The sequence below is a fragment of the Brachybacterium sp. AOP25-B2-12 genome (assembly GCF_052378625.1).
Taxonomy (GTDB): Bacteria; Actinomycetota; Actinomycetes; order Actinomycetales; family Dermabacteraceae; genus Brachybacterium.
In genome coordinates, this window is sequence record NZ_JBQSXW010000015.1 from 63,563 (window position 1) to 85,996 (window position 22,434).

General features: G+C 73.1%; 18 protein-coding genes, 1 tRNA gene and 1 riboswitch. Of the genes, 7 read left to right on the top strand and 12 right to left on the bottom strand.

The genetic code is table 11. From position 1 onward, the window contains the following. Positions 1–109: 109 nt before the first annotated feature. Both ACT3TZ_RS11565 and ACT3TZ_RS11570 read left to right on the top strand, forming a co-directional pair. Positions 110–1,546 carry an LppM family (lipo)protein gene (locus ACT3TZ_RS11565; protein WP_444583574.1) on the top strand — a complete coding sequence of 479 codons (1,437 nt, stop codon included), beginning with the start codon at positions 110–112 and terminating at the stop codon, positions 1,544–1,546. Between the two features lie 95 nt (positions 1,547–1,641). Then, a tRNA-Arg gene (locus tag ACT3TZ_RS11570) sits at positions 1,642–1,714 on the top strand. A gap of 737 nt (positions 1,715–2,451) precedes the next feature. On the opposite strand, the gene ACT3TZ_RS11575 is transcribed toward ACT3TZ_RS11570, so the two are convergent. From ACT3TZ_RS11575 to thiO, 4 genes are all read right to left on the bottom strand, one after another. Further along, complete coding sequence (locus ACT3TZ_RS11575; RefSeq protein WP_444583575.1) at positions 2,452–3,621, bottom strand: ThiF family adenylyltransferase; 1,170 nt, start codon at positions 3,619–3,621, stop codon at positions 2,452–2,454. A 212-nt stretch (positions 3,622–3,833) separates the two neighbouring features. Continuing rightward, positions 3,834–4,673, bottom strand: coding sequence for a thiazole synthase (locus tag ACT3TZ_RS11580; RefSeq protein ID WP_444583576.1), 840 nt, complete (start codon positions 4,671–4,673; stop codon positions 3,834–3,836). A gap of 182 nt (positions 4,674–4,855) precedes the next feature. Next, positions 4,856–5,098, bottom strand: a complete 243-nt coding sequence (gene thiS, locus ACT3TZ_RS11585) for a sulfur carrier protein ThiS (protein ID WP_444583577.1) — start codon at positions 5,096–5,098, stop codon at positions 4,856–4,858. Continuing rightward, positions 5,095–6,219 (bottom strand): glycine oxidase ThiO, encoded by a 1,125-nt coding sequence (thiO, locus tag ACT3TZ_RS11590; protein WP_444583578.1) that lies wholly within the window; start codon positions 6,217–6,219, stop codon positions 5,095–5,097. Before thiO ends, thiS begins: the two co-directional genes overlap by 4 nt. After that, a riboswitch (TPP riboswitch) is annotated at positions 6,213–6,318 on the bottom strand. (Overlaps the previous gene by 7 nt.) 35 nt (positions 6,319–6,353) lie before the next feature. On the opposite strand from thiO, the gene thiE reads away from it, so the two are divergent. After that, the gene (gene thiE, locus ACT3TZ_RS11595) at positions 6,354–7,127 is read left to right on the top strand and encodes a thiamine phosphate synthase (protein WP_444583579.1); all 774 of its coding nucleotides are present in this window, start codon (positions 6,354–6,356) and stop codon (positions 7,125–7,127) included. Between the two features lie 87 nt (positions 7,128–7,214). Here thiE and ACT3TZ_RS11600 read toward each other — a convergent pair whose 3' ends face one another. Further along, a complete protein-coding gene (locus ACT3TZ_RS11600; RefSeq protein ID WP_444583580.1) occupies positions 7,215–8,312 on the bottom strand; it encodes an MFS transporter in 1,098 nt (365 codons plus the stop codon). 134 nt (positions 8,313–8,446) lie between these two features. On the opposite strand from ACT3TZ_RS11600, the gene ACT3TZ_RS11605 reads away from it, so the two are divergent. After that, entirely contained in the window at positions 8,447–8,938 is a 492-nt protein-coding gene (locus ACT3TZ_RS11605; protein WP_444583581.1) for a MarR family winged helix-turn-helix transcriptional regulator, read from the top strand. 22 nt (positions 8,939–8,960) lie between these two features. On the opposite strand, the gene ACT3TZ_RS11610 is transcribed toward ACT3TZ_RS11605, so the two are convergent. From ACT3TZ_RS11610 to ACT3TZ_RS11620, 3 genes are read right to left on the bottom strand one after another with little or no spacing between them, the layout of a single operon-like run. Further along, entirely contained in the window at positions 8,961–9,599 is a 639-nt protein-coding gene (locus ACT3TZ_RS11610) for a DUF1345 domain-containing protein (protein WP_444583582.1), read from the bottom strand. An 11-nt stretch (positions 9,600–9,610) separates the two neighbouring features. Further along, a complete protein-coding gene (locus tag ACT3TZ_RS11615) occupies positions 9,611–10,864 on the bottom strand; it encodes a Gfo/Idh/MocA family protein (protein ID WP_444583583.1) in 1,254 nt (417 codons plus the stop codon). Then, positions 10,854–11,648 (bottom strand): ThuA domain-containing protein, encoded by a 795-nt coding sequence (locus ACT3TZ_RS11620; RefSeq protein WP_444583584.1) that lies wholly within the window; start codon positions 11,646–11,648, stop codon positions 10,854–10,856. Before ACT3TZ_RS11620 ends, ACT3TZ_RS11615 begins: the two co-directional genes overlap by 11 nt. Positions 11,649–11,840: 192 nt before the next feature. Between ACT3TZ_RS11620 and ACT3TZ_RS11625 the strand changes: the two genes are divergently transcribed. Together ACT3TZ_RS11625 and ACT3TZ_RS11630 are read left to right on the top strand one after the other, a co-directional pair. Next, on the top strand, positions 11,841–12,830 hold the full coding sequence (locus ACT3TZ_RS11625) for a Gfo/Idh/MocA family protein (RefSeq protein ID WP_444583585.1): 990 nt from the start codon (positions 11,841–11,843) through the stop codon (positions 12,828–12,830). Beyond that, positions 12,824–13,846, top strand: a complete 1,023-nt coding sequence (locus tag ACT3TZ_RS11630; RefSeq protein ID WP_444583586.1) for a Gfo/Idh/MocA family protein — start codon at positions 12,824–12,826, stop codon at positions 13,844–13,846. The genes ACT3TZ_RS11625 and ACT3TZ_RS11630 overlap by 7 nt, the downstream gene beginning before the upstream one ends. On the opposite strand, the gene ACT3TZ_RS11635 is transcribed toward ACT3TZ_RS11630, so the two are convergent. The 4 genes from ACT3TZ_RS11635 to ACT3TZ_RS11650 form a co-directional block, all read right to left on the bottom strand. Further along, positions 13,809–14,795: a siderophore-interacting protein gene (locus ACT3TZ_RS11635; RefSeq protein ID WP_444583587.1), complete on the bottom strand. Its 987-nt coding sequence runs from the start codon at positions 14,793–14,795 to the stop codon at positions 13,809–13,811. The genes ACT3TZ_RS11630 and ACT3TZ_RS11635 overlap by 38 nt on opposite strands. A 201-nt stretch (positions 14,796–14,996) precedes the next feature. Next, the gene (locus ACT3TZ_RS11640; RefSeq protein WP_444583588.1) at positions 14,997–16,736 is read right to left on the bottom strand and encodes an FAD-binding oxidoreductase; all 1,740 of its coding nucleotides are present in this window, start codon (positions 16,734–16,736) and stop codon (positions 14,997–14,999) included. After that, positions 16,733–17,728, bottom strand: coding sequence for a lysophospholipid acyltransferase family protein (locus tag ACT3TZ_RS11645; protein ID WP_444583589.1), 996 nt, complete (start codon positions 17,726–17,728; stop codon positions 16,733–16,735). Before ACT3TZ_RS11645 ends, ACT3TZ_RS11640 begins: the two co-directional genes overlap by 4 nt. Position 17,729: 1 nt before the next feature. Then, a complete protein-coding gene (locus tag ACT3TZ_RS11650; RefSeq protein ID WP_444583590.1) occupies positions 17,730–18,521 on the bottom strand; it encodes an SDR family NAD(P)-dependent oxidoreductase in 792 nt (263 codons plus the stop codon). A 278-nt stretch (positions 18,522–18,799) separates the two neighbouring features. Here ACT3TZ_RS11650 and ACT3TZ_RS11655 point away from each other — a divergent pair, with 278 nt between their 5' ends. Then, positions 18,800–21,172, top strand: coding sequence for an HAD-IB family hydrolase (locus ACT3TZ_RS11655; protein WP_444583591.1), 2,373 nt, complete (start codon positions 18,800–18,802; stop codon positions 21,170–21,172). Positions 21,173–22,434 lie beyond the last annotated feature (1,262 nt).

Consider the following 22,434-nt stretch of genomic DNA (forward strand, 5'->3'; position numbering starts at 1 on the left):
CGTGCCATCGGGGTTCGCGGAGCGTGCACGGCGCGCGCACCTGCCGATAGGGTGACGTGGACGACGCCCAGGGGAGGCGTCCAGGGACCACACCTCGGGGGATGTCACCGTGCCGACCACCACTTCCAGCTCCTGGCGACGCCGACTCGGCGCGCTGCTCGCGCTGCCGGTCCTGCTGCTGGTGCTCGCCGGCTGCGGCCGCGTCCAGATGGACTTCGAGATCACGGGCGTCAACAGCGCGAAGGCCACGATCGACGTCGCGGTCGAGAAGGACACCGCCCGGAGCCTCGGCTACTCCACGGCGGAGGCGCTCTGCACGGAGGCGGAGGGCTCCGAGTCCGGCACCGGCGCGGACGGCGCCGAGTTCACGCCCTACGAGGAGGGTGAGTACTTCGGGTGCCGCGCCAAGGACATCCCGATCAACTTCAACAGCTCCAAGGACGCCTCCGTCACGAAGGAGGGCAACAACCTCCACCTCGTCATCGAGCCGTCGAACACGGGCGGCTCCTCGAGCCAGCTGGTCGGCCTGGAGACCTCGATCTCCTTCTCGTTCCCGGGTGACGTGATCTCCGCGGACCAGGGCGGGAAGATCGAGGGCAAGAAGGTCACCTACACGAACTTCGACGATTTCATCGACGGCGTCGACATCACCGCCAAGGCCGGCGGCGTCCCCACGTGGATCTGGGTCGTCGGGATCATCGTCGTGGTCGGCGGCGGGCTGCTGCTCATCGCCGCGATCGCGGTGTTCCTGCTGGTCCGTTCGCGCAAGAACAAGGCGAAGGCGGCCGCCAGTGCCGCGGCGTTCGGCGGTCAGGGCGGTTACAGCGGACTGGGTGGCTACGGCGGTCAGGGTGGCTACGGCGGTCCGACCGGCGGCCCCAACGGCTCCGGCCAGGGCGGCGCCGCATACCCGGCGCAGCAGCCGCAGGCCGGCGCGAGCTTCGGCAGCCCGAACGCCGCCACGTCGCAGAACAACCAGGGCTACGGCGGGCAGACCTACGGAAGCCCGAACGCCCCCGCACAGCCGGAGAGCCAGGGCTTTGGCGGACAGGGCTATGCGAGCCCCAACTTCGGCAGCCCCAACGGCGCCGGGCAGACGGCAGGCCAGGGCTATGGCGGTCAGGGGTTCGGAAGCTCCAACGAGCCCGCAGGGCCCGAGAGCCAGGGCTTCGGCGGACAGGGCTACGGGAGCCCCGCGTACGGCAGCCCCAACGGTGCCGGTCAGACGGCAGGCGGACAGGGTTACGGGAACCCCAGCGCACCCGCACAGTCGGGCAGCCAGAACTACGGCGCATCCGCACAGCCGAGCGGCCCGAACTACGGCGGTGCGAGTGCACCCGCACAGCCCGAGAGCCAGGGCTACGGGTCCCCCGCGCAGCAGGGTGGTTACGACGGCCAGGGACACCCCGGCCAGCAGGACCCGAACCAGGCTGGACAGACATACCCCGGCCAGCAGGACCCGAACCAGCCCGGCCCGTCGTATCAGCCCGGACAGCAGAACCCCCCTCAGCAGGGCGGCAACCCCTGGGACCGTCCCCCGAGCTGACCCCGATCGACCCCGTGTGAGCATCCTCATGCGGGGTCGATTGGCCCGTCCTCGCCTCGCCGACTACTATCTATGAGGTCGGCGTCGGCCGGCGGGCGCCTGTAGCTCAACGGATAGAGCATCTGACTACGGATCAGAAGGTTGGGGGTTCGAATCCCTTCAGGCGCACCGATCGCGAAAGGCCCCGTGACCACTGGTCACGGGGCCTTTCTCGTCATGGGCGGGGGCGGAGCCGGGAACGGACTTGCAGCGTGCCGACTGCTCTGAGCGGGGCCCGGCCGAGGACGGGGTGTACACACATCGGCGTCATGTGAGGTCACCCCTGCACCGGTGCAGACCTGGGTGCACTGGACGCCGGTGAGTGTACGGCCTCCCCGATGAGCAACGCAGAACGGGACGAGAAAGGCCCGATCTCCGCGTCTCGGGCCATCGAGCCCGAACTCGTCGGCGGACCGGGCAAGTCAGCGGGCCTGGACAGGTCGGCAGGCCAGTACAGGCGACAAACCAGAGCAGGTCAGCAGGCCAGTACAGGCGACAGACCAAAACACGTCGGCAGACCTGAGCAGATCAGCTGGCCAGAACTGACGACAGACCACAGCAGGTCGACAGGCCAGAACTAGCGACGGACCACAGCAGGTCGACTGGCCTGATCGAGTCGGATCACCAGAGCAGGAGATTCTGCCTCGACGCGGATCAGCACCGGACGTGGACCTAAACCGAGCTCGGACACGAGAGCAAGCGATGCTCCGCGCCTCCGGGCACGGTCACAGGCAGAGGCAGAGGCAGAGGCAGAGGCAGAGGCAGAGGCACGGTGCCACGGCCGCCCCGACCGACGAGCCCCCGTCGCGCACCACCCCGACCAACGGGCCCACGTCTCGCGCCACGCCACGCCTGGCGACGACCGGTCAGCTCCCCGGGCGCGACTCCCATGCTGCGTACCCGCCGTCGAGGTGGCGGAGCCTGCCCTCGCGCAGGGACCAGTCCTCGCGCAGTCGGCGCAGCGCCCGTGCCGAGCGCGCGCCGCCTTGGCAGTAGAGGATGACGTCGTCTCCGGCAGGGAGGGCGACGGCGCCGGAGGCGAGCACCTCGTCGAGCGGGACGTTGACAGCGCCGGCCACGGCCCCTGCTGCGAACTCCCACGGCTCCCGGACGTCCACCAGCAGCGGCCCCGTGTCCAGCAGGCTCTGGAGCTGCTCGGCATCGAGCGTCTCCTCGGGGGTCGGCTCCCCCGTGCGGCACGCCGGGTCGAGAGCCGCCGGGACCTGGACACTGAGCGTCGGCGCGCGTCCCGGATCGGGCTCGATGCCCAGGGTGCGCGACGCGCTCCTGGCCTCGTCCCACAGGAGCAGACGCCCCACCAACGGCTCCCCCGTCCCGGTGATGAGCTGGATCGCCTGGGCGGCCATGATGGTGCCGAGCACCCCCGGGAGGGTCCCCAGGACCCCGGCCTCGGCGCAGGAGGGCGCCGCGCCCGGTGCGGGCGGTTCGGGGAACACGTCGCGGTACAGCGCGCCGTGCCCGGGCCAGAACACGCTGACCTGCCCGTGCCCGCGCAGGACCGCGCCCCAGACGACGGGCACACCGGTCAGCTCCCCGGCATCGGCCACGACGTACCGGGTCGCGAAGTTGTCGGCGCCGTCGATCACGAGGTCGTAGCCGCCGATCAGCTCGACGGCCCGGTCGGGTGCCAGGCGCTCCCGGTGACGGTGCACGGTGATCTCGGGGTTCAGCCGCGTGACCGCGTCCGCCGCGGAGTCGACCTTCGCGACACCCAGTCGGTCGGTCCCGTGGATCACCTGCCGGTGCAGGTTGGTCACGTCGACGACGTCGTCGTCGATGATGCCGAGGGTCCCCACGCCGGCCCCGGCGAGGTACTGCAGGGCAGGGGTGCCCAGGCCTCCGGCTCCCACGACGAGCACGGAGGCGGCGCGGAGGCGACGCTGGCCGAGCAGGCCGATCTGCGCCAGCGTGATCTGGCGCCGATATCGTGCGATCTGCTCCGCGGTGAGCTCGGGACCCGGTGCGACCAGGGGCGGTAGGTCGGATCCATGTGTCCCGACGGGTGCCGCGGTCACGGCGGGAGCCGAGGGCGCGCCACTCCTCGGGTTCCCAGAGACCCCAGGGGCCGCAGGGACCCCAGGGATCGCAGGGACCGCAGGGACCGCAGGGACCGCAGGGACCGCAGTGTTCTCGGCGACGACGGAGGTCGCGGAGGTCCCGGGGCTCCCGGACGCCGATGCCGCCGTCAGGGACCCAGGGGCACCCGGCATCCCGGCCCGGTCCCCGGTCACAGCGACTCCGCCTCACGGGAGGACCCGGCGGTCTCGACCAGGCCGTCGACAGCCGATGATGCCCGGGCCAGGCGTCGTCGCGGGATCCGTCCCGCCCGGGCCGCGAGGCGGCCTGCGCGCACGGCGAGCGCCATCCCCTCGGCCATCGCGGCGGGGTCCTGCGCGCGGGTGACCGCGCTCGCGACCAGCACGGCGTCACAGCCCAGTTCCATCGCCAGCGCCGCGTCCGAGGCGGTGCCCACCCCGGCGTCGAGCACGACCGGCACGGCGGCGCGCTCGGCGATGAGGGCGATGTTGTGGGGGTTCAGGATCCCGAGCCCGGTGCCGATCGGCGCACCCAGCGGCATCACCGCGGCGGCCCCGACGTCCTCGAGGCGGCGGGCCAGCACGGGATCGTCGTTCGTGTAGGGCAGGACCGTGAAGCCGCGCGCCACGAGCTGTGCGGTGGCCTCGAGCAGCTCGGGCCCGTCGGGCAGGAGGGTGTCCTCGTCGGCGATCACCTCGAGCTTGACCCAGTCGGTGCCGAGCGCCTCACGGGCCAGCTCCGCGGTCAGCACGGCGTCGCGCGCGCTGTAGCAGCCGGCAGTGTTGGGCAGCGCCCGGATCCCGAGGTCCCGCAGCAGGCCGAACACCGACGTGCCCACGTCGGCGCTGTAGCGGCGCATCGCGACGGTGGTCAGCGCGGTCCCGGACACGACGAGCGCGCGCTCCAGCGCGGCGAGGTCGGTGGCACCGCCGGTGCCCATGACGAGCCGGGAGGCGATCGGGTCGCCGGCGACGACCAGCAGATCGTCCTCGGGGTCGACACGGGCCGTGGCCTCGCCCCGGCCCGACATTTCCGCATCCCGCGGTGCGCGCGCGGCATCCGGCCCGCCCGCCTCGATCGGAGCCGCCCCGCCGCCGGCACCGGCACCGGCTCCAGCACCGTCTCCGGCTCCGGCTCCGGCTCCGGCTCCGGCTCCGGCTCCGGCTCCGGCGACACCCTCCCCGACAGCGGCATCGTGCGTCGTCCTCATCCTCAACCCCCCTGCACCGCGGTCACGAGCTCGCACCGCGCATCGGCCTCGAGCGGTCGTGCGGCCCAGCGGCTGCGGGGTACGACGGCGTCGTCGACGGCGACGGCGACCCCCAGGGCGGTGCCGTCCAGGGCCAGGCCGTCCTCGCCGATCTCGTGGCCGAGGCGGTCGGCGACGAGGTCGCGGACGGTCCAGCCCCCGGGCACCTCGGCCCTCTCGCCGTTGACGGTCAGGGCGATGCTCATGCGTCCTCCTTGGTGAAGCGCTCGGGGCGCACGGCCCCGGGCAGCGGATCGGGGTGGCCGTCCACGAGGTCGGCGGTGCGCCGTGCGGCCCAGGCCGACAGCAGGATCCCGTGTCGGTGGTAGCCGGTGGAGACGATCACGCGCGGATCGCCGGGCACCGGGCCCAGCAGCGGGAGGTCGTCGGGGGTGCCGGGGCGGTCGCGGGTCGTGGTCTCGACCAGCTCGGTCTCGCGGATCGCCGGCAGGATCTCGGCGGCGTCCTGCAGGAGCTGCAGCACTCCCCCGGCGGACGTCCCCGCCAGCGCGTCCTCCCGGCTGGTGGCGCCGAGGACAAGACCCAGGCCGTCGCGCGGCACGAGATAGACGGGGCGCCCGCGGACGACGGCGCGCACGGTGCCCGTCAGCAGGTGCTCCTCCCCGGGCGCCAGGATCTCCCGCGGTACCCGCAGGCGCAGCACGTCGCCGCGCACGGGCCGCAGGGCCAGGTCCAGGGCGCGGTGCGGTCCGGCGATTCCCGGGGCGCCGAGCCCGGCGGCGAGCACGATCCGGTCCCCCGGCAGCGCGTCGAGGTCCTCGACGCTCCGCAGCTCGATGCCCACGCCCCGGGCGCCCAGCACCGCGTGCACGGTGTGGGCCAGGAGGCGCGGATCGACCTGGTGATCGGCCGCGATGCGCACGGCACCGGCGATCCCGGGGCCGAGCGCGGGTTCGAGGCGGCGGGCCTCGCGCGCGGTGAGCTCGTCGACCTCCGAGCCCGCTGCCCGTTGCAGGACCGCGAGGTCGCGGAGCCCGGCGACATCGGCGTGGTCGCGCCCGACGACGAGCGTGGCGTCCTCGCGGTATCCGGCGTCCCGCGCGCTCAGCGGGTGGTCCAGGACGCGGGAGAGCGCGGGGATGCGGGCGGCGAGGGCGCGGTGGTCCGCGGCGGCCTCGCGCATGAGCTGCCACAGGGGCCCCTGGCCCACCTGGACCTCGGCGGCCGGGGCGAGCATCCCGGCGGCGGCGTGGGTGGCGCCCTCGGCGATCCCGGTCGAGACGACGTCGACCCGGTGCCCGCGCTCGGAGAGCTCGAGGGCGGTGAGCAGGCCGATGATCCCGGCTCCCACGACGACGACGTGCATCGGGCGATCCTCCTGACGGCGGCATGACCCGCATCCAGTGCTGGTGGTCGGCGCCTCGCGCCCTCTCAGCCCGGTGCTCGGGCTCCCACGGAACGCGGTGATCCTACCGCTCGGACCTGTGGAAGGCTGGCCCCATGGACGATGGCCGACGGGGGAGCAGCGGGGAGCGACGACGCGGGGGTCCCGCGGTGGGACGCCGCCGTCGGGCACGCCTCGCCGACGCGCGGCTGTACGTGTGCACGGACCTGTCGCGAGGCCCCGAAGGGTTGGTCCGCTTCGCCCACGCGGTGTTCCGCGGCGGGGTGGACGTCCTCCAGGTGCGGGACAAGGGTGCCGAGGCCCGCGCCGAGGTGGCGGCGCTGCGGGCGCTGCGCCCGGTCGCGGACCGCTACGGCGCGCTGCTCGCGGCCAACGATCGCGCGGACGTCGCGGTGCTCGCCGACGTGGACGTCCTGCACCTGGGTCAGGGGGATCTGACCTCGCACGATGCACGATCCCTGGTGGGTCCCGACGTGATCCTGGGCCGCTCGACCCGCACCCTCGCGCAGGCGCTCACCGCCCACGACGACCCCGAGATCGACTACTTCTGCACGGGCCCGATCTGGCCCACGCCCACCAAGCCCGATCGGCCCGCCGTGGGACTCGAGCCGCCCCGGGCCGTGGCGCGCCACCGCCGCGAGGTGGCCCGGACCGATACGGACACCGAGCCGATCGGGGCGGTCACCGCGCCGTCGCATCCCGCCCTGGGCGGCACGCCGTTCTTCGCGATCGGCGGCGTGGACCTCGCGCGGGTGCCCGAGGTGCTCGCGACGGGGGCCGACAGGATCGTCGTGGTCCGCGCCCTCACCCAGGCGAGGGATCCCGAGGCCGCGGCGCGGGCGCTGCGGGCCGCCGTCACCGGCGGCTGACCGGGAGGACCGGCGCCCGGGCCGACGACACGCCGTGCCCCATCGGCCACGGCCCCCGGGGAGGGCGCGTCGCCCCGCCCGAGGGCCTCACCGCGCGCCGGCCATCTCCGGCTCCTGCGCCGCCACGGCCCGTCGGGCGTACTCCCCGCCGCGGACCCGGGTGGCGACCACGAGCACGATCAGCGCGAGCGCCGTGACGGCAGACCCCACGGCCAGGGGCGAGGCGTAGCCGAGCCCGGCGGCGATCGCGAGGCCGCCCAGCCAGGCGCCGAGGGCGTTGCCGATGTTGAAGGCGGCGATGTTGGCGCCGGAGCCGAGCGTCGGGGCCTCCTGGGCGTGCGCGAGGATCCGCATCTGGAGCCCGGGCACGGTCGCGAAGCCGAAGGCGCCCATGAGCAGCAGCCCCGCGACGGCGGCGACCTGGTTCCCGACCAGCAGTGCGAAGGCGGCCAGCACGACGGTCAGCGCCGCGAGGACGACGATCAGGGTGCGCGGGAGGTCGCGGTCCGCGGCGCGCCCGCCCAGGAGGTTGCCGGCGAACAGGCCGATGCCGAGGACGGTGACGACGGCCGACAGCCACACCTGGGGCCGGGCGAAGACGCGGAACTCGCCCAGCAGGGATCCGGTGCGCTCGGGGGCGGCCACGCGCGGCGTGAGCACGGCGATCCCGAGAAGGGCGAGCACGCCGATCCCGGAGATCGCCCAGAACGTGGAGCGCCACCCCGCCGCCTGGCCCAGGAACGTGCCCAGCGGGACGCCCAGGACGTTCGCACTGGTCAACCCCGTGAACATGAGGGCGATCGCGGCGGCACGGCGGGCGGGCGGGACGAGGTCCGCGGCGACGACGGCTCCGATCCCGAAGAACGCGCCGTGGCACAGCGCCGCGAGGATCCGGCCCAGCAGCATGAGGCCGTAGGTCGGGGCCAGGGCGGAGACGAGGTTGCCGACGATGAACAGCACCATGAGCCCCAGCAGGGCGCGCTTGCGGTCGATCCGGCCCAGGGCCGCCGTGAGGGCGATCGCGCCGACGGCGACGGCCAGCGCGTAGCCGGAGATCAGCCCTCCGGCGAGCTGCTCGGTGACACCGAGGTCCGCTGCGACCTCCGGCAGGAGGCCGGCGATCACGAACTCGGTCAGGCCGATCCCGAAGCCGCCGAGCGCGAGGGCGTAGAGAGCCTTGGGCATGTGTCCACCTCGATCGATAGTCCGCGCGCGCACTAGTTGCACACGCAATCGTGAGAGATGGTTGCAGACGCTCTCTTTCTGCGCAAGCCCCGGTACAGTGGACGACGGATCACGAGCAGCACGAGGAGTCGCACATGGGCATCAGGGACGACGCCGTGCAGGTGCGCGCGCGCGGATGGCGCCGCCTCGTCGCGCTGCACGGACTCATCGAGGGCGAGCTCGGGATGGCGCTCGAGGCCGAGCACGGCCTGTCGGTGGTCGAGTACACGGTGCTCGAGGCCCTCGGGCGTCAGGACGGCTGGCACATGCGCATGCAGCAGCTGGCCCGCGCGGCCGCCCTCTCCGCGAGCGCGACGACGCGCCTGGTCACCCGGCTCGAGGACCGTGGGCTGCTCACCCGGATCCTGTGCGCCGACGACCGTCGCGGCATCTACACCGAGCTCACGCCGGCCGGCCAGGAGCTGCTGGCGTCCGCCCGCCCCACCCACGACCGCGTGCTCGAGGAGACGCTGACGCGGGCCGCGGAGACCCCGGAGCTGCGGGGGCTCGTGGACACGCTGCATGGAGCCCCGGGTACTCCGACCGACGACGAGAGCGCGGAGCCCGCGACCCTCGGCGCCCGGTGACCTCGGGCACGCCACGTCACGCTCAGCCGAGCCCGAACACCCCCGCCACGAGGTTCACCGCGGCGCCCAGGATCACGAGCCCGAAGGCGAAGGACACCAGGCCGTGGCGCAGCACGATGCCTCGCATCCGGCGGCTCACGGCGCCGGTGTCCGTCACCCCGTAGGTCATGCCCACCGCGTACGCGACGTAGAGGAAGTCCTGGTAGGTGGGCGGATCGTCGTCCCCGAAGTCGAGCCCGCCGCCCTCGGCGTAGTAGCGATGGGCGTAGTGGATCGCATAGGTCTGGTGCACGCAGGCCCAGGCGCCGAACACCCCGAGCAGGGTGATCACAGCCCCCAGCGGATTTGCCCCGCCCGATCCGCCCGCCCCGAGGTGCAGGGCGACCGTCACGATCACGGCGAGCGCCGAGGCGCCCGCCGTGATGCCCTCGTCGGCGGCCGGGCGCAGGTCCTCGCGGCTCGCGCTGCGGCGGGTGCGCTCGGCGTCCATCGGCCACAGGGAGAGCCACGAGGCCACCAGGAACACGGCCTCGCCGACCGTCACGCCGATCATCACGGCCCGCGTGTGGTCATCGAGGACCCACAGCACCGCCCCGAGCGCGCCGCCGACGAGCACGGCGAGCACGAGGCGCAGCCGGGTGGACTCCTGGAGGCGTGCCACCGTCCCTGCTCTCAGGCGCCGCGCGCGGCGAGCGCCTCGCGCACGGACCCCCAGGAGGCGAGCACCGCGCGGGCGTCGTCGTCGGTCTCCTGCTCGACGGCCTGCACGCGGGCCTCCTCGAGCATCTCGTCGATGTCGACGCGGGTGCCCCGGTCGATCGACGCGACGGCGGCCTCGACCATCGCGAAGCTGAGGATGTTCTCGTGGACCTCGCACATGGGGGTGCGGCCCTCGCGCAGGGCGGTGCAGAACTCCACGAGCGAGGCGTCGATCTGGTCGAGCTCTGGATCCGCGTCGGCGGCGATCGCGGCCGCGAGGCCCGCCGTCTCGGCCTCGTCCTCGGTGCCCAGCACCGGCGCGCCGGTGCCGTCCCAGGTGGCCGAGCCGTCCTGCGCGCCGATCCGCCACTCGCTGTTCCAGTAGGTGGGCAGGCCGCGGGCGCTCCAGGTGCCGTTGTAGACGAACAGGGAGCCGCCCGTCATCTCGAAGGTGCACGAGACGGTCGAGTCCCCCGCGTAGACGCTCCACGGGGGGTTCACGCCGTGCGCGGTGACCGCGACCGGATCGGTGCCGGTGATGTAGCGCGCGGTGTCGAAGGCGTGGATGCCCATGTCCCGCAGCAACGGGTGCTGCTGCTGGGCGCGGAAGCCCTCGTGCTCGGTGAACAGGTGGAAGAACGCGCTGGTCAGCACGGTGGGTCCGTGCTCGGCGACGAAGCGTCGCAGCTGGCGCACCTGGCGGAAGAACCGTCGCGACTGGGACACCATGAACAGCGTTCCGGTGACCTCGGAGTGCGCGACGAGGCCGAGGGCCTCCGGCAGCGTCTCGGTCACCGGCTTCTCGCCGAGCACGGGGATCCCCGCATGCAGGGCCTTGACGGTGATCGGGTGGTGGGCCACCGGCACGGTGGGGTTGATGATGATGTCCGCGCCGACCTCGCGGGCGAGGTCCACGCCGTCGGTGCCCACCGCGACGGACGCGGGGTCCGCCACGCCGGACTTCGCGATGACGCGCTGCGGGGCGCCCTCGACGAGGTCGGCGACGCCGGCGAGCTCGGCCACGGCGCTCGCGGCCACGACCTCGCTCCACCACTGCCCCATGCCGCCGGCGCCGATGATCACCGCGCGCAGCGGCGGGGCGTCGGCCGAGGCCGCGATCTTCTGCTCGGGCGTCCGCTCGACGGCATGGTCCGCACCGTGCTCGGTGACGACCTCAGGGGTGCTCTCGCTGCCGGGACGGGCCGACACGACGGTCTCAGATGACACGGAGGGACTCCTCGGCGGGCCGGTCGCCCGCGCGGAACCAGTCGCGCTGGGCATTGGTGATCTGGACGGGGGTGCGCTCGCGCTCGGCGGGACGCGCCCACAGCGCGGCGTTGGCCAGCACGCGCTGGATCTCGCTCTGGTGGTAGACGGGGTACTCCTGGTCACCGGGGCTGAAGTAGAAGACCTTGCCCTTGCCGCGGCGGAAGCAGCATCCCGAGCGGAACACCTCGCCGCCGGTGAAGGAGGAGACGAACACCAGCTCGTCGGGCGCGGGGATGTCGAACATCTCCCCGTACATCTCCTGGGCCGGGATCACGATGGGGTGCGGGACGCCCTCGGCGATCGGGTGGGAGCCGTTGACGGTCCACACCAGCTCCTCGTCTCCCTCGTTGCGCCAGCGCAGGTTGCAGGTGGTGCCCATGAGCTTCTTGAAGGGCTTGGCGTAGTGCGCCGAGTGCAGGGCCAGCAGCCCCATGCCGTCATGGACGTGGCGCACCACGCGATCGGCGACCTCGTCGGGGACGTCGTCGTGGGCCATGTGGCCCCACCACGTGAGCACGTCGGTCTCAGCGAGGACCTCGTCGGTCAGCGCCGTCTCGATGTCGTCGAGCAGGGCGATACGGATCTCGGTGCCCTGGCCGAGGTTGCCGAGCGTGGCCTCGAGGCCGTGGGCGATGGCGGTGTGCATCCCCTCGGGATACAGCGCCTGCACCGAGGCGTCCTGCTTCTCGTGGCGATTCTCGCCGTAGACGGTGATGCGCAAGGGGCGGTCGGTGACAGGCATGGCGTGGCCTCGCAGGTCGGTGGCATGGGAACGCCCGCGGCATCGCGGGCGCATCCATCGTAGGGGTGCGACCGGGCGACCGGGGACCCGTGCGGACGATCCGGACCTCTCCGGCGGAACGGCTGGCCCGCCCGCCGCGACCGGACCACAATGGCTCCGTCACACCCGGACGGCAGGAAGGCCCCCGACACCATGCACCGCACCTCGATGACGCCGCCGCTCACCGTCGGCGTCGTCGGCACCGGCGGCATCTCGCACGCGCATGCGCCCGCGTGGCCCGTGCTCGGCGCCGAGCTCCACGTCTTCAGCACCGAGGGCGCCGAGGAGTACGCACGGCGCTACGGCGCCACCGTGCACGAGAGCCTCCCGAGCCTGCTCGCCGCCGTCGACCTCGTCGACGTCACCACCCCCACCCTCGCCCACCCGGACGTGGTCCACGCGGCCCTGGACGCCGAGTGCGACGTGCTGTGCGAGAAGCCCCTGGCCCGCACCGTGTGCGAGGCCCAGGAGCTGGTCGACCACGCCGCACGCGCCGGGCGCCTGCTGTTCCCCGCCCACGTCGTGCGCTACTTCCCCGAGTACGCGGCCGCCCGGCGGGCCGTGCGCCGGGGGGACCTGGGCGAGCTCGCGGTGCTGCGCTTCGAGCGCACCGGCACCTCCCCCGACCGCCCCTGGTTCCACGACGTCGCGGCATCTGGCGGGATCCTCATGGACCAGATGATCCACGACCTCGACCAGGCGCTCTGGCTCGCCGGCCCCGCGACCTCGGTGTACGCGGCCGAGCACGCCGGCGCCGACGGCCGGGTGCGCAGCGCCCACGCCGTCCTCGAGCACCGCGACGGCGCGATCTCCCACTGCCGAGGGTTCTGGGGTCCGCCCGGCACCCGGTTCCGCACCACGTTCTCCCTGAGCGGCACCGGGGGGCGTCTGGATCACGACTCCGCCCTGCACCCCGTCCTGGCCTGGGACGAGGTGGCACGGTCCGCCGAGGCCGAGGGCAACGGATTCCTGCCGGAGGTGGCGGCGGAGGACAGCCCCTATGTCGCCGAGATCCTCGACGCCGTCCGCTCGCGGGCCGCGGGCCGCGCGCCGGGAGTGAGCCCGGCCGACGGGGTCGCCGCGGTGGCCGTCGCCGAGGCCGCCCTGCAGTCCATCGCCGAGGGACGGAGGATCCCGTGCTGAACCCCGCATCGCTGCAGGACCGGGCCCCGCTGACCGTCGCGATCCTGTCGGTCCAGCACGTCCACGCCGCGGGGTACGCCGCGGCGCTCGCGGCCCGGGACGATGTGCGCCTGCTCGTCGCGGACCCCGACGGCCTGGGCCACGACGGCCCCGGGGAGGTCGTCGACTCCTACGCGGCCGCGTGGGACGCCCGGCCCGACGCGGTGATCGTCTGCTCGACGAACGTCGACCACCGCGACCTCGTGCTCGAGGCCGCCCGCCGTGGGGTGGCCGTGCTGTGCGAGAAGCCGCTGGCGACCACCCCGGCCGATGCCGAGGCGATGGTCGCCGCATGCGCGGAGGCCGGCGTCGTGCTCATGACCGCCTACCCGGTGCACTTCTCCCCCGCCGTCGCGGCGCTGCGCGAGGCGCTGACGTCGGGGCGGATCGGCGAGGTCGTCGGCATCACGGGCGTCAACAACGGCAAGCTGCCGCGCGGCCGCGACTGGTTCACCGACACGTCGCTCGCGGGCGGCGGAGCACTGGCCGATCACGTCGTGCACGTGGCCGAGGTGCTCGACGCCGTCCTCGGCGAGCCCGCCACGGTCCATGCCGTCAGCAACCGCCTGCTGCACGCCGACCGGGCGGGCGAGGGCGCCGAGACCGGCGGCCTCGTCACCCTCACCTATCCCTCGGGGCTCGTGGCGACGATCGACTGCTCGTGGTCGATGCCCGATGACGCACCCACCTGGGGCGGCGTGTCCATCCAGGCGCTCGGCACCGCGGGTCAGGTGCGGGTCGAGCCCTTTGCCGAGCGCGTCGAGGGGTTCGGCCAATGGCATCCGTACGGCCCCGACCTGGACGCCCTGCTGCTCGACGCCTTCCTCGGCGCCGTGCGCTCGGGGATCACGGTCGAGCCCAGCGGTGAGGTGGGTCTGCGCACGGTGCGCGTGGTCGAGGCCGCGCAGCGCTCGGTGGCGCAGCGCGGCCCCGTTCCGCTCAGCTCTCGGCCTTGCCCAGACGCCAGTACCCCATGAACGCGACCTGGCGGCGATCCACACCGAGGTCCTTGACGAGGTAGCGGCGGATCCGCTTGACGGCTCCGGCCTCCCCCGCGACCCACGCGTAGAACGGTCGCTCGGCGGCGTCGGTCGCCGTCGAGCTGCCCTGGGCGGCCTCGGTGAGCGCGGCCGGGATGTCCCACAGGATCTGCTGGTCGACGTCGACGTCTTCGAGCTCGGCGTCCTGCCCGTCGCGGGCGGCCGTCTCCTCGTGGCGGACGGCCTCGCGGACCGCCTCCTCCAGGCGCACCCCGTAGTCGGCGCCGTCGCGCGGCAGCCACTGCAGCTCGATGCCCTCGGGCACGTCGAGCTCGAGCACGTCCCCCGTCGTGGGGACCTCGAGCAGTGCGCGCCCGGTCACCGCGGAACCCCGCAGGGAGTCGAGGATCGAGGCGACCGCCGGGACCGCGGTCTCGTCGCCCGCGAGCAGGAGATGGTTCGCCCCGCCGGGCTCGAACTCGATGCCGCCGCGCTGGGCGGGATCGCCGTCCCGGGACCGGCCGATGATGTGCAGGTGGTCGCCCACCCGCGCGGTCTCCGCCCACTGCGAGGCGGGACCCGAGTGACCCTCGGCGTCGGTGTGCAGCACCATGTCGACGTCGAGCTCCCGCTCGGCGTCGCGCCAGGCCCGCACCGTGTACGTGCGCATGGCCCCGCGGACCTCCGGATCGACCTGCAACCAGGCCTGGTACCAGGAGACGCCCTGCTCGTCCTGCTGCTCGAGGAAGGTGATGAGGTCGAACGCGGGGCCGACGGCGCTGCCGCCGGGCGGGATGATCAGCTTGAACCGCAGGTCCTGCGGATGGAACGGGATCCCGAAGTCCGCCAGTCCCTCACCGCCGAGTGTGATCCGGCGGAACGAGGGGCTGAGGTCCTGGATCGCGACGACGGAGGCGTCGAAGGCGAAGGTGGACGGACGAGGCACGGGGGCTCCTGACTCCTCCCCGGTGCGACCGGGGACTCTCGAGTGTTCGGGATCGATGGTGGCTCGTATCCGACCCGGACATCCGGAGTAAGGGGAGCCTTCCCCTACCATCGTACGTCGGGGTCACGAGGCCCCGGCGCTCGGGGGCGACCCTCCCGCATCGGCACGCACCACGGCGTACCGTCCCGTGCCCGCTCCCGGTCAGGGCGAGACGATCTTCCCGGGGTTCAGGTTCCGGGCCGGATCCGAGGTCGAGAAGAGATCCTGCAGGATGCTCACGCCCACCGGGGTGACGTCCTGCTCGATCCACGGCTGGTGCTCGGTGCCCACCGCGTGGTGGTGCGAGAGCGTGCCGCCGTGGTCGATGAACGCCTGCTGGATCGCGTTCTTGACGTGCTGGTACTCGCTCAGCGCCTGCTCCTTGGCGGAGTACGGGAAGGCGAAGGTGAAGTACAGGCAGGCACCGGAGTGGTAGCTGTGCGACATGTGGCAGAACACGAAGCCGGGCCGTTCGAGCTCGGCGAGGGCGGCGTGCGCCGCGTCGACGGCGCTCGTGTGCATCTCGTTGAGCCGCGACCACGGCGTGGCCGTGTCCGAGACGTCGCCGAACACGTCGTAGCCCAGCAGGAAGTCCCGCAGGTAGGGGGTGTCGAACTTCTTCTGGTCGTAGATCGCGCCGGGGCCGGACCCGAGCGTGATCCCGCCGTTGTGCTTGACCAGGGACTTCACGATCCGCTCCTGGCGCGCGACGGACTCCTGGGAGCCCTCGAAGCACACGTAGGAGATGCACATGTCGTTCTCGGTGTCCCAGCCCTTGCGGCGCAGGTACGCGAACAGCGCGTCCTGGGCCGTGGCGGCGATCTTCCCCTTCGTGGACGACGGCGCCTTGACCATGGCCAGGGAGAACGTCGTCTCGGGGCCGTCGGAGAGCCGCGTGAAGGTGGGCGAGACCTCCGTCGAGCGGGCGATCGCGTGCATGCCGCGGATCCCGTGCTCCCAGTCCGGGTACATGTAGGCGATGACCTGGCGCACGGGGGCCAGGCGGTGCACCTGCACCGTGACCTCGGTGATGACGCCCAGGCGACCCTCGGAGCCGATCACCATCTCGCGCAGGCTCGGGCCGTCGGACTGGCCGGGCAGGGCGGTGAGCGCGAGCACCCCGCGCGGGTGCACCAGGCGCAGTCCGCGCACGATGTCGGCGATGTCCCCGTACTTGTCGGACTGCATGCCCGAGGACCGCGTCGCCGCCCAGCCGCCGAGCGTCGAGTAGGTGAAGGAGTCCGGGAAGTGCCCCAGGGTCCAGCCCTCCGCGTTGAGCTGCTCCTCGAGGTCCGGGCCGTAGACGCCGGCGTCCACCCGGGCCAGGCCCGCGGTGTCGTCGATGGACAGCACCCGGCGCATGCGCCCCAGGTTCAGGGTGAGGATCGGCCGCTGCTCGGAGACGTCAGGCGTGACCGAGCCGGAGATGCAGGAGCCGCCGCCGTACGGGATCAGCACGAGGTCGTGCTCGAGCACCAGGCGCAGCACCTCGCGGACCTCGTCCTCGGTGCCCGGGTAGACCACGCCGTCGACGATCCGGGAGAAGTCGCCCGTGCGCACGCGGAACAGGTCGGTGACCGAGCGACCGAAGGAATGGACCACGCGCAGCTCGTCGTCGAGCACGACGTTCTCGGTGCCCACGACGCCTGAGAGCGCCGCGCGGACGTCCTCGGGCAGGCGCGAGGCGGGGACCTCGAAGCCCTCCAGCGTGGGCTCGGGCTCCGGGGTCGAGCCGGGGAGGTCCAGGCCGATCTTGTCGATCGCGAACGGCGCGAACGCTGGCTTGTTGTCCCAGCGGAAGGCGACGTCGTCCAGCCCCCAGCCCCACCACTTGTGACGCTTGACCTCTGCCGCCGAGCCCAGGGGGCCCTCCGTCGTGCTCTGTGCTGCCGAGTGCGTCATCGCTTCCTCGCCTTCGTGCCGTCGCCCGCCGTGCCGGGCTCCGGGGCCGGTCCGAGGATCCGGTCGTGATGGGTGGTGTACAGATCCCGCACGCGATCACGGATGCGTGCGGTGAACTCGGTGACCGACTCGTCGGGGTCCGCGGTCAGCGGCTCCCCGAAGACGACGGCGACGGGCGGGCGACCGGGCTTGGGCCAGCTGCGCCCCTTGGGCATCGCCTCGTAGCCGCCGATCAGGGCGGCCGGGACGACGGGCACGCCCACACCGGTCGCGAGCGCGGCGGCGCCCGGCTTGAAGTCGGCGATCCGACCCGTCATCTGGCGGGTTCCCTCGGGGAACACGACGATCGGCACGCCGTACCGCAGCAGGCGCCGGGACACGCCGGCGTTGCGCCGCGAGCCGTCCCGGTCGATCGGGAAGGCGTTGAACATCCAGCGCACGAACCAGCGCTTGTACCAGTCCTTGAAGAAGTAGTCGTAGGCCACGCCCGTCGACACGAACCGGGCCTGGCGGCGCGGCAGGCCCTCGGCCAGGAGCGGGGCGTCGAGATGGCTGGTGTGGTTGGCGACCACGACGAAGGCGCCGGTCAGGCGCTTGACGCCATCGGCCACGATCACGGTCTGGCTCACCTGGGAGCGCACGAGCGCGCGGAACAGCACGCGCTGCAGGACCATGCGGACGGCGGCGCGCCAGCGCGAGCGGTAGATCGCGAGGTCGGCGTCGGCGGCGTCCGGGCCGAGGCCGCCGTGGCGTGGGGAGGCGGCGCCCTGGGCCCCCGTGGCGCGGGAGGTCCCCGTGCGCGAGGTGCCGTTGCGGGGGGTGGTGTCCCGCGGGGTGCCGTCGCGTCCCGTGCGACGTGCCGGCCCCGCGTTCCGCGTGTCGTCGTCGTGCAGGGCGTCACCGTGCAGAGTGCTGTCGTGCAGGTCGCTGTCGCGTGCGGACGCGGAGCCGTCGCCCCGGTCGTCGCGACGTCCCGGGGTGTCGGACGCCATGTCAGGTCTCCTTCGAGCGACGGTGCGAGAGCAGCGCGCTGATCCGGTGGATCGCCCGGCGCGGGGCGATCCGGGCGAGCGCGACGAGCACCTCGAAGCGACGGCTCGGGATGCTGATGACCTTGTTGCGGGCGACGTCGCGCAGGCACTCCTCGACGAGGCGCTCCGGGGTCAGCCACAGGAAGCCGGGGATCGAGGAGCCCTTGATGCCCGCCCGGGCGTGGAACTCGGTGCGCACCCAGCCCGGGGCCAGCAGCGTGACGTGCACGCCGGTCCCGCGCAGCTGGACGTGGAGGGACTCGGTGTACGTGTTCACCCAGGACTTGATCGCCGAGTAGTTGTTCTGTGTGACGAAGGCGCTCACGGAGCCGACGTTGATGATCCAGCCCTGCCCCCGGGCCTTCATCGCCCCGGCGGCGGCGGCCGAGAGGAGGATGGTCGAGCGGACCATCACCTCGTAGCCCCGGTCGTGCTCGGTCATGTCCGTCGAGTCCAGCGGGGTGCGGACGGAGAAGCCGGCGTTGTTGACCAGCAGGTCGATGGCGGGGAGCTCGGGGTCGAAGCCGTCGACGGCGAGGCGGTCGGCGACGCGCTGCTGATCGGCGCGGTCGTCGAGATCCGCCGCGAGGCACTCGACGTCGACGCCGTGCTCGCGGTGCAGCCGCGCGGCGGTCTCGGCGAGGCGGTCCGGGTCACGAGCCACCAGCACGAGGTCCACCCCGCGACGCGCGAGGGCCGTCGCGAAAGCGGCTCCGATGCCGGATGTCCCACCGGTGATCAGGGCCCTGTGCATGCGGCCTACGGTACACTAGCGGGGCGCTGACCTGCGCCGGGACGCCATCCCGCCGCCCCCTGGGGCGGCACTCCTCCCGGCGTCCCGAATCCCGCCCCGGCCAGCACGGATGCACGGCGCGACGCGAGCAGAGATGCGAGCCGAGCCCCGGGATCCGATGCACCTGGCACCGATGCACGAGCACCGGTGCCGACACGCCACCACCCGGGCCCTCGTCCGCCGCCCACCGGCGTGCGGCGAGGGCCACCGACCAGACCAGTTTCAGGGGAACCCCGAGCATGCCGAACTCCACCGACGAGCCGACCACCGGGACCACCGCGCAGGAGGGCCAGGACGGTCGCACGGACTCCGACGGTCCGGTCGCCGGATCTCCTGTGGCCCGCGGCGCGTCCCGCCAGATCCTCCTGACCGGCGTCACCGGCTTCCTCGGCCAGGCCGTCCTGCAGTCCCTCCTCGAGAACTTCCCCACCGTGCGCGTGACCGCCGTGGTCCGCCCCAAGGGCACCCAGGGCGGCCGCAAGCGCCTCGAGGGCCTTCTCCGCAAGCCCGTCTTCACCTCGTGGGCCGATCGGGTGGGCACCGACACCGTCAAGGCCGCGTTCGACGAGCGCGTCGACGTCCTCGAGGGCGACCTCACCGACATGCCGGCGATCGAGCAGCACCTCGACACCGTCATCCACTCCGCGTCCTCGGTGTCCTTCGACCCGCCGATCGACGAGGCGTTCCGCACCAACGTGGGCGGCGCCCGCAACCTCTATGAGGCCCTGCTGGCCTCGGGCCAGGACCCGCACGTCATCCACGTCTCCACCGCGTACGTGGGCGGCATCTCCAAGGGGCTGCGCCAGGAGGGCTCCCTCGTCCACGACGTCAGCTGGAAGGACGAGTACGAGGCAGCGCTGGCGGCCCGCGAGCGCGTCGAGGCCGAGTCCCGCCGCCCCGAGACGCTGCGCGGGCAGATCCTCTCGGCGCGCGTGCGCGACGGGAAGATGGGCCCCAAGGCCGTCGCCGCCGCCGCCGAGGAGCAGCGCCTCACGTGGGTCCACGACCGGCTCGTCGAGTACGGCCTGACCCGCGCCCAGTCCGTCGGCTGGACGGATATCTACACCTTCACCAAGGCGATGGCCGAGCGCGTCGCCGAGGAGATGTGGGCCGGCTCCGGGCACCGTGTGTCCTTCGTGCGGCCCTCGATCATCGAGTCCGCCGTGCGCCGCCCCTACCCGGGCTGGATCGACGGCTACAAGGTCGCCGACCCCCTGATCATGGCCTACGGCCGCGGGCTGCTCCCGGAGTTCCCCGGCCTCGCGGACTCGATCCTGGACATCATCCCCGTCGACTTCGTGGTCAACGTGATCGTCGCGCTCGCGACCCAGGACGTCGAGCGCCGTGGGGACGACGCCTACTTCCAGGTGGTCTCGGGCAACACCAACCCTCTGCCCTTCCACGAGCTGGTCACCGCCGTGCGCGGCTACTTCGTCGAGCACCCGCTCGAGGACGAGCAGGGCCGCCCCATCGTCGTGCCCGAGTGGTCCTTCCCGGCGGTCGAGCTGATCGACGCCCGGTTCCGGATCAAGGAGCTCGCGACCAAGGCCGGGCAGAGCGTCGTCTCCCGCCTCCCCGCGACGCGGCACACCCGCAGCTGGACCTCGACGCTGCACCGCAACGCCTCGGGCCTGGAGACGCTCCGGAAGTACACCGACCTCTACCGCCAGTACACCAAGACGGAGATGGTCTTCGACGACGCCAACACCCGTGCCCTGCGCGAGGAGCTGCCCGCCGGGTTCCTCACCGGCGGCACCTCCGCCGAGGGCGTGGCCCTGGCCGTCGAGGGCGTGGACCGTGCGCCGCTGGACTTCGACATCGCCGGACTGGACTGGATCACGTACTTCCGCGAGCTCCACATCCCGGCCGTCACCGAGCTGACCAAGGCGTACTCGCGCCGCAAGGCCACGCTGGACCGCCGGGCCTCGCGGCCGGCCCCGGCGTTCACGGAGTCCACCGACACCCTCGCGGTGTTCGACCTCGACGGCACCGTCGTGGCCACGAACATCGTCCAGCAGTACCTCGAGGTCATGCGCGCCACCCAGCCCAAGCGCCAGTGGCCCGGCGAGATCTCCAACCTCCTCGGCGCCCTGCCCGGGTACCTGCGGGCCGAGCGCCGCGACCGCTCGGAGTTCATCCGCTCCGTCAACCGCCGCTACCGCGGGTTCCGCGCCGACGAGCTGCGCACCCTCCTGCAGGGGTCGCTGGGCCGCCGGATCCGCGCGTCGATCCGCCCCGAGGCCCTCGAGCTCATCGAGCGCCACAAGAAGGCGGGACACCGGACCGTGCTGGTCACCGGCGCCCTGGACGTGCTGGTCGAGCCGCTCGCGGACCTCTTCGACGAGGTCGTCGCCACCCACATGGACGAGGACGCCGACGGCGTCATGACCGGCTACCTCGCCACCCCGCCCGTCGTCGACGAGGCCCGCGCGAACTGGCTGCGCAAGTACGCCGTCTCCCACGGCGCGAACCTCCGCACCAGCTACGGCTACGGCGACTCCCTCGCCGACGCCTCCTGGCTCGAGCTCGTGGGCACCCCCAGCGCGGTCTCCCCCGACCTGGGCCTGTACTCGGTGGCCAAGAAGAAGCGGTGGGCCATCCTGGAGTGGTGAGCCGGGGCCGGACCGGGGGCCCGTCGGCGGTGAGTGGCCGCTGAGGGGGGCTGGTACGGCTGGTCGCCGGGGCGGCTACGGCTGGTCGTCGGGGTGGCGGCCGGCGGACGGACCGACGGACCCGGGAATCGACCGACCGGAGCCGCGCTCGGGCCTGGATCAGGTGATGACCGAGGGTCGGACCTCCCCTCGGAATCGGACGCTCCCTGATCCGACCGTCCGGATCGGGCAACGGCACGCTGCCGGTACCGATCGAGGGCGCCAACCCCCCTGAAGCGGGTGGTCGACGAGAGTGCTGTACACGAACCGGCGTCAGGTGCAACTACACACGCACCGGTGCAGGCCTGATGGCACCTGACGCCGGTCGGCGCACACCCCTCCGGGCGGCCTCGCCTACGTGGGCCCGTTCGGCCCCTTCTTCACCGTTCGCTCTCCCCCGAGTCTGCCTGGGATCGAGCGGACCGACACCTAGCGGCGAGCCCATCGGATCGGCCGCACCTCGGCAGCACTCTGTGCTCGTCCGGACCAGCCGCGCGCGTTCGGAGCCCGCCGCACGGCGGCACCGCGGAACGGCGGCACGGCGGAACGGCGGCACGGCGGCACGGCGGGATGTCGACCGGGATGCCCGCCGTCGGTCACCCGCGTCTCCCGCTGCCGGCCCGGTGTTCTCCGACCCTCCACGCGTGCCCGGGACGCGACCCTCGCAGTGCCTGCCGTGAGGGGTCAGAGCTGCTCCGCGGGATCGTGATTCGCCTTGGGCTGCGCCGGGTTCGGGTTCGGTGTGCACGGACCGGCGTGAGGTGCCATCACCCGTGCACCGGTGCGGTCGTCATCGCACTGGACGCCGGTTCGTGTACACCTGGCCCGAGTGCCGGCGCGGCGCGGACGGCCCGAAGAGCAGAACGGCGCCCGGGGCGCCTCGCCGCCCCGATTGGCGACCCGAGACGACCTGCCGCCACACCGCCACCCGAGACGACCAGCCCCTTGCACAGCCCGGCCGAGTCAACCGCCCGCCTTGCACGGCCCGCTGAGGCGACCAGCCGCCTTGCCCAGCCAGCCGAGACGACCAGCTACGCCACGCACCCACCCGCCACGCCCTGCGGTCCGATGCGGCGAGCACCCCGCACGGCATCCTCGACCCCACTCGTCGGCCTCGCCGCGAGGTCGACCACCTCCGGACCGCCGCGCGCCCCCCCCCCGGGGGGGGGGTGGGGGGGGCGCGCCGCGGCGCCGTCATCGGCGGCGGAGGTGCAGAGGTCCGG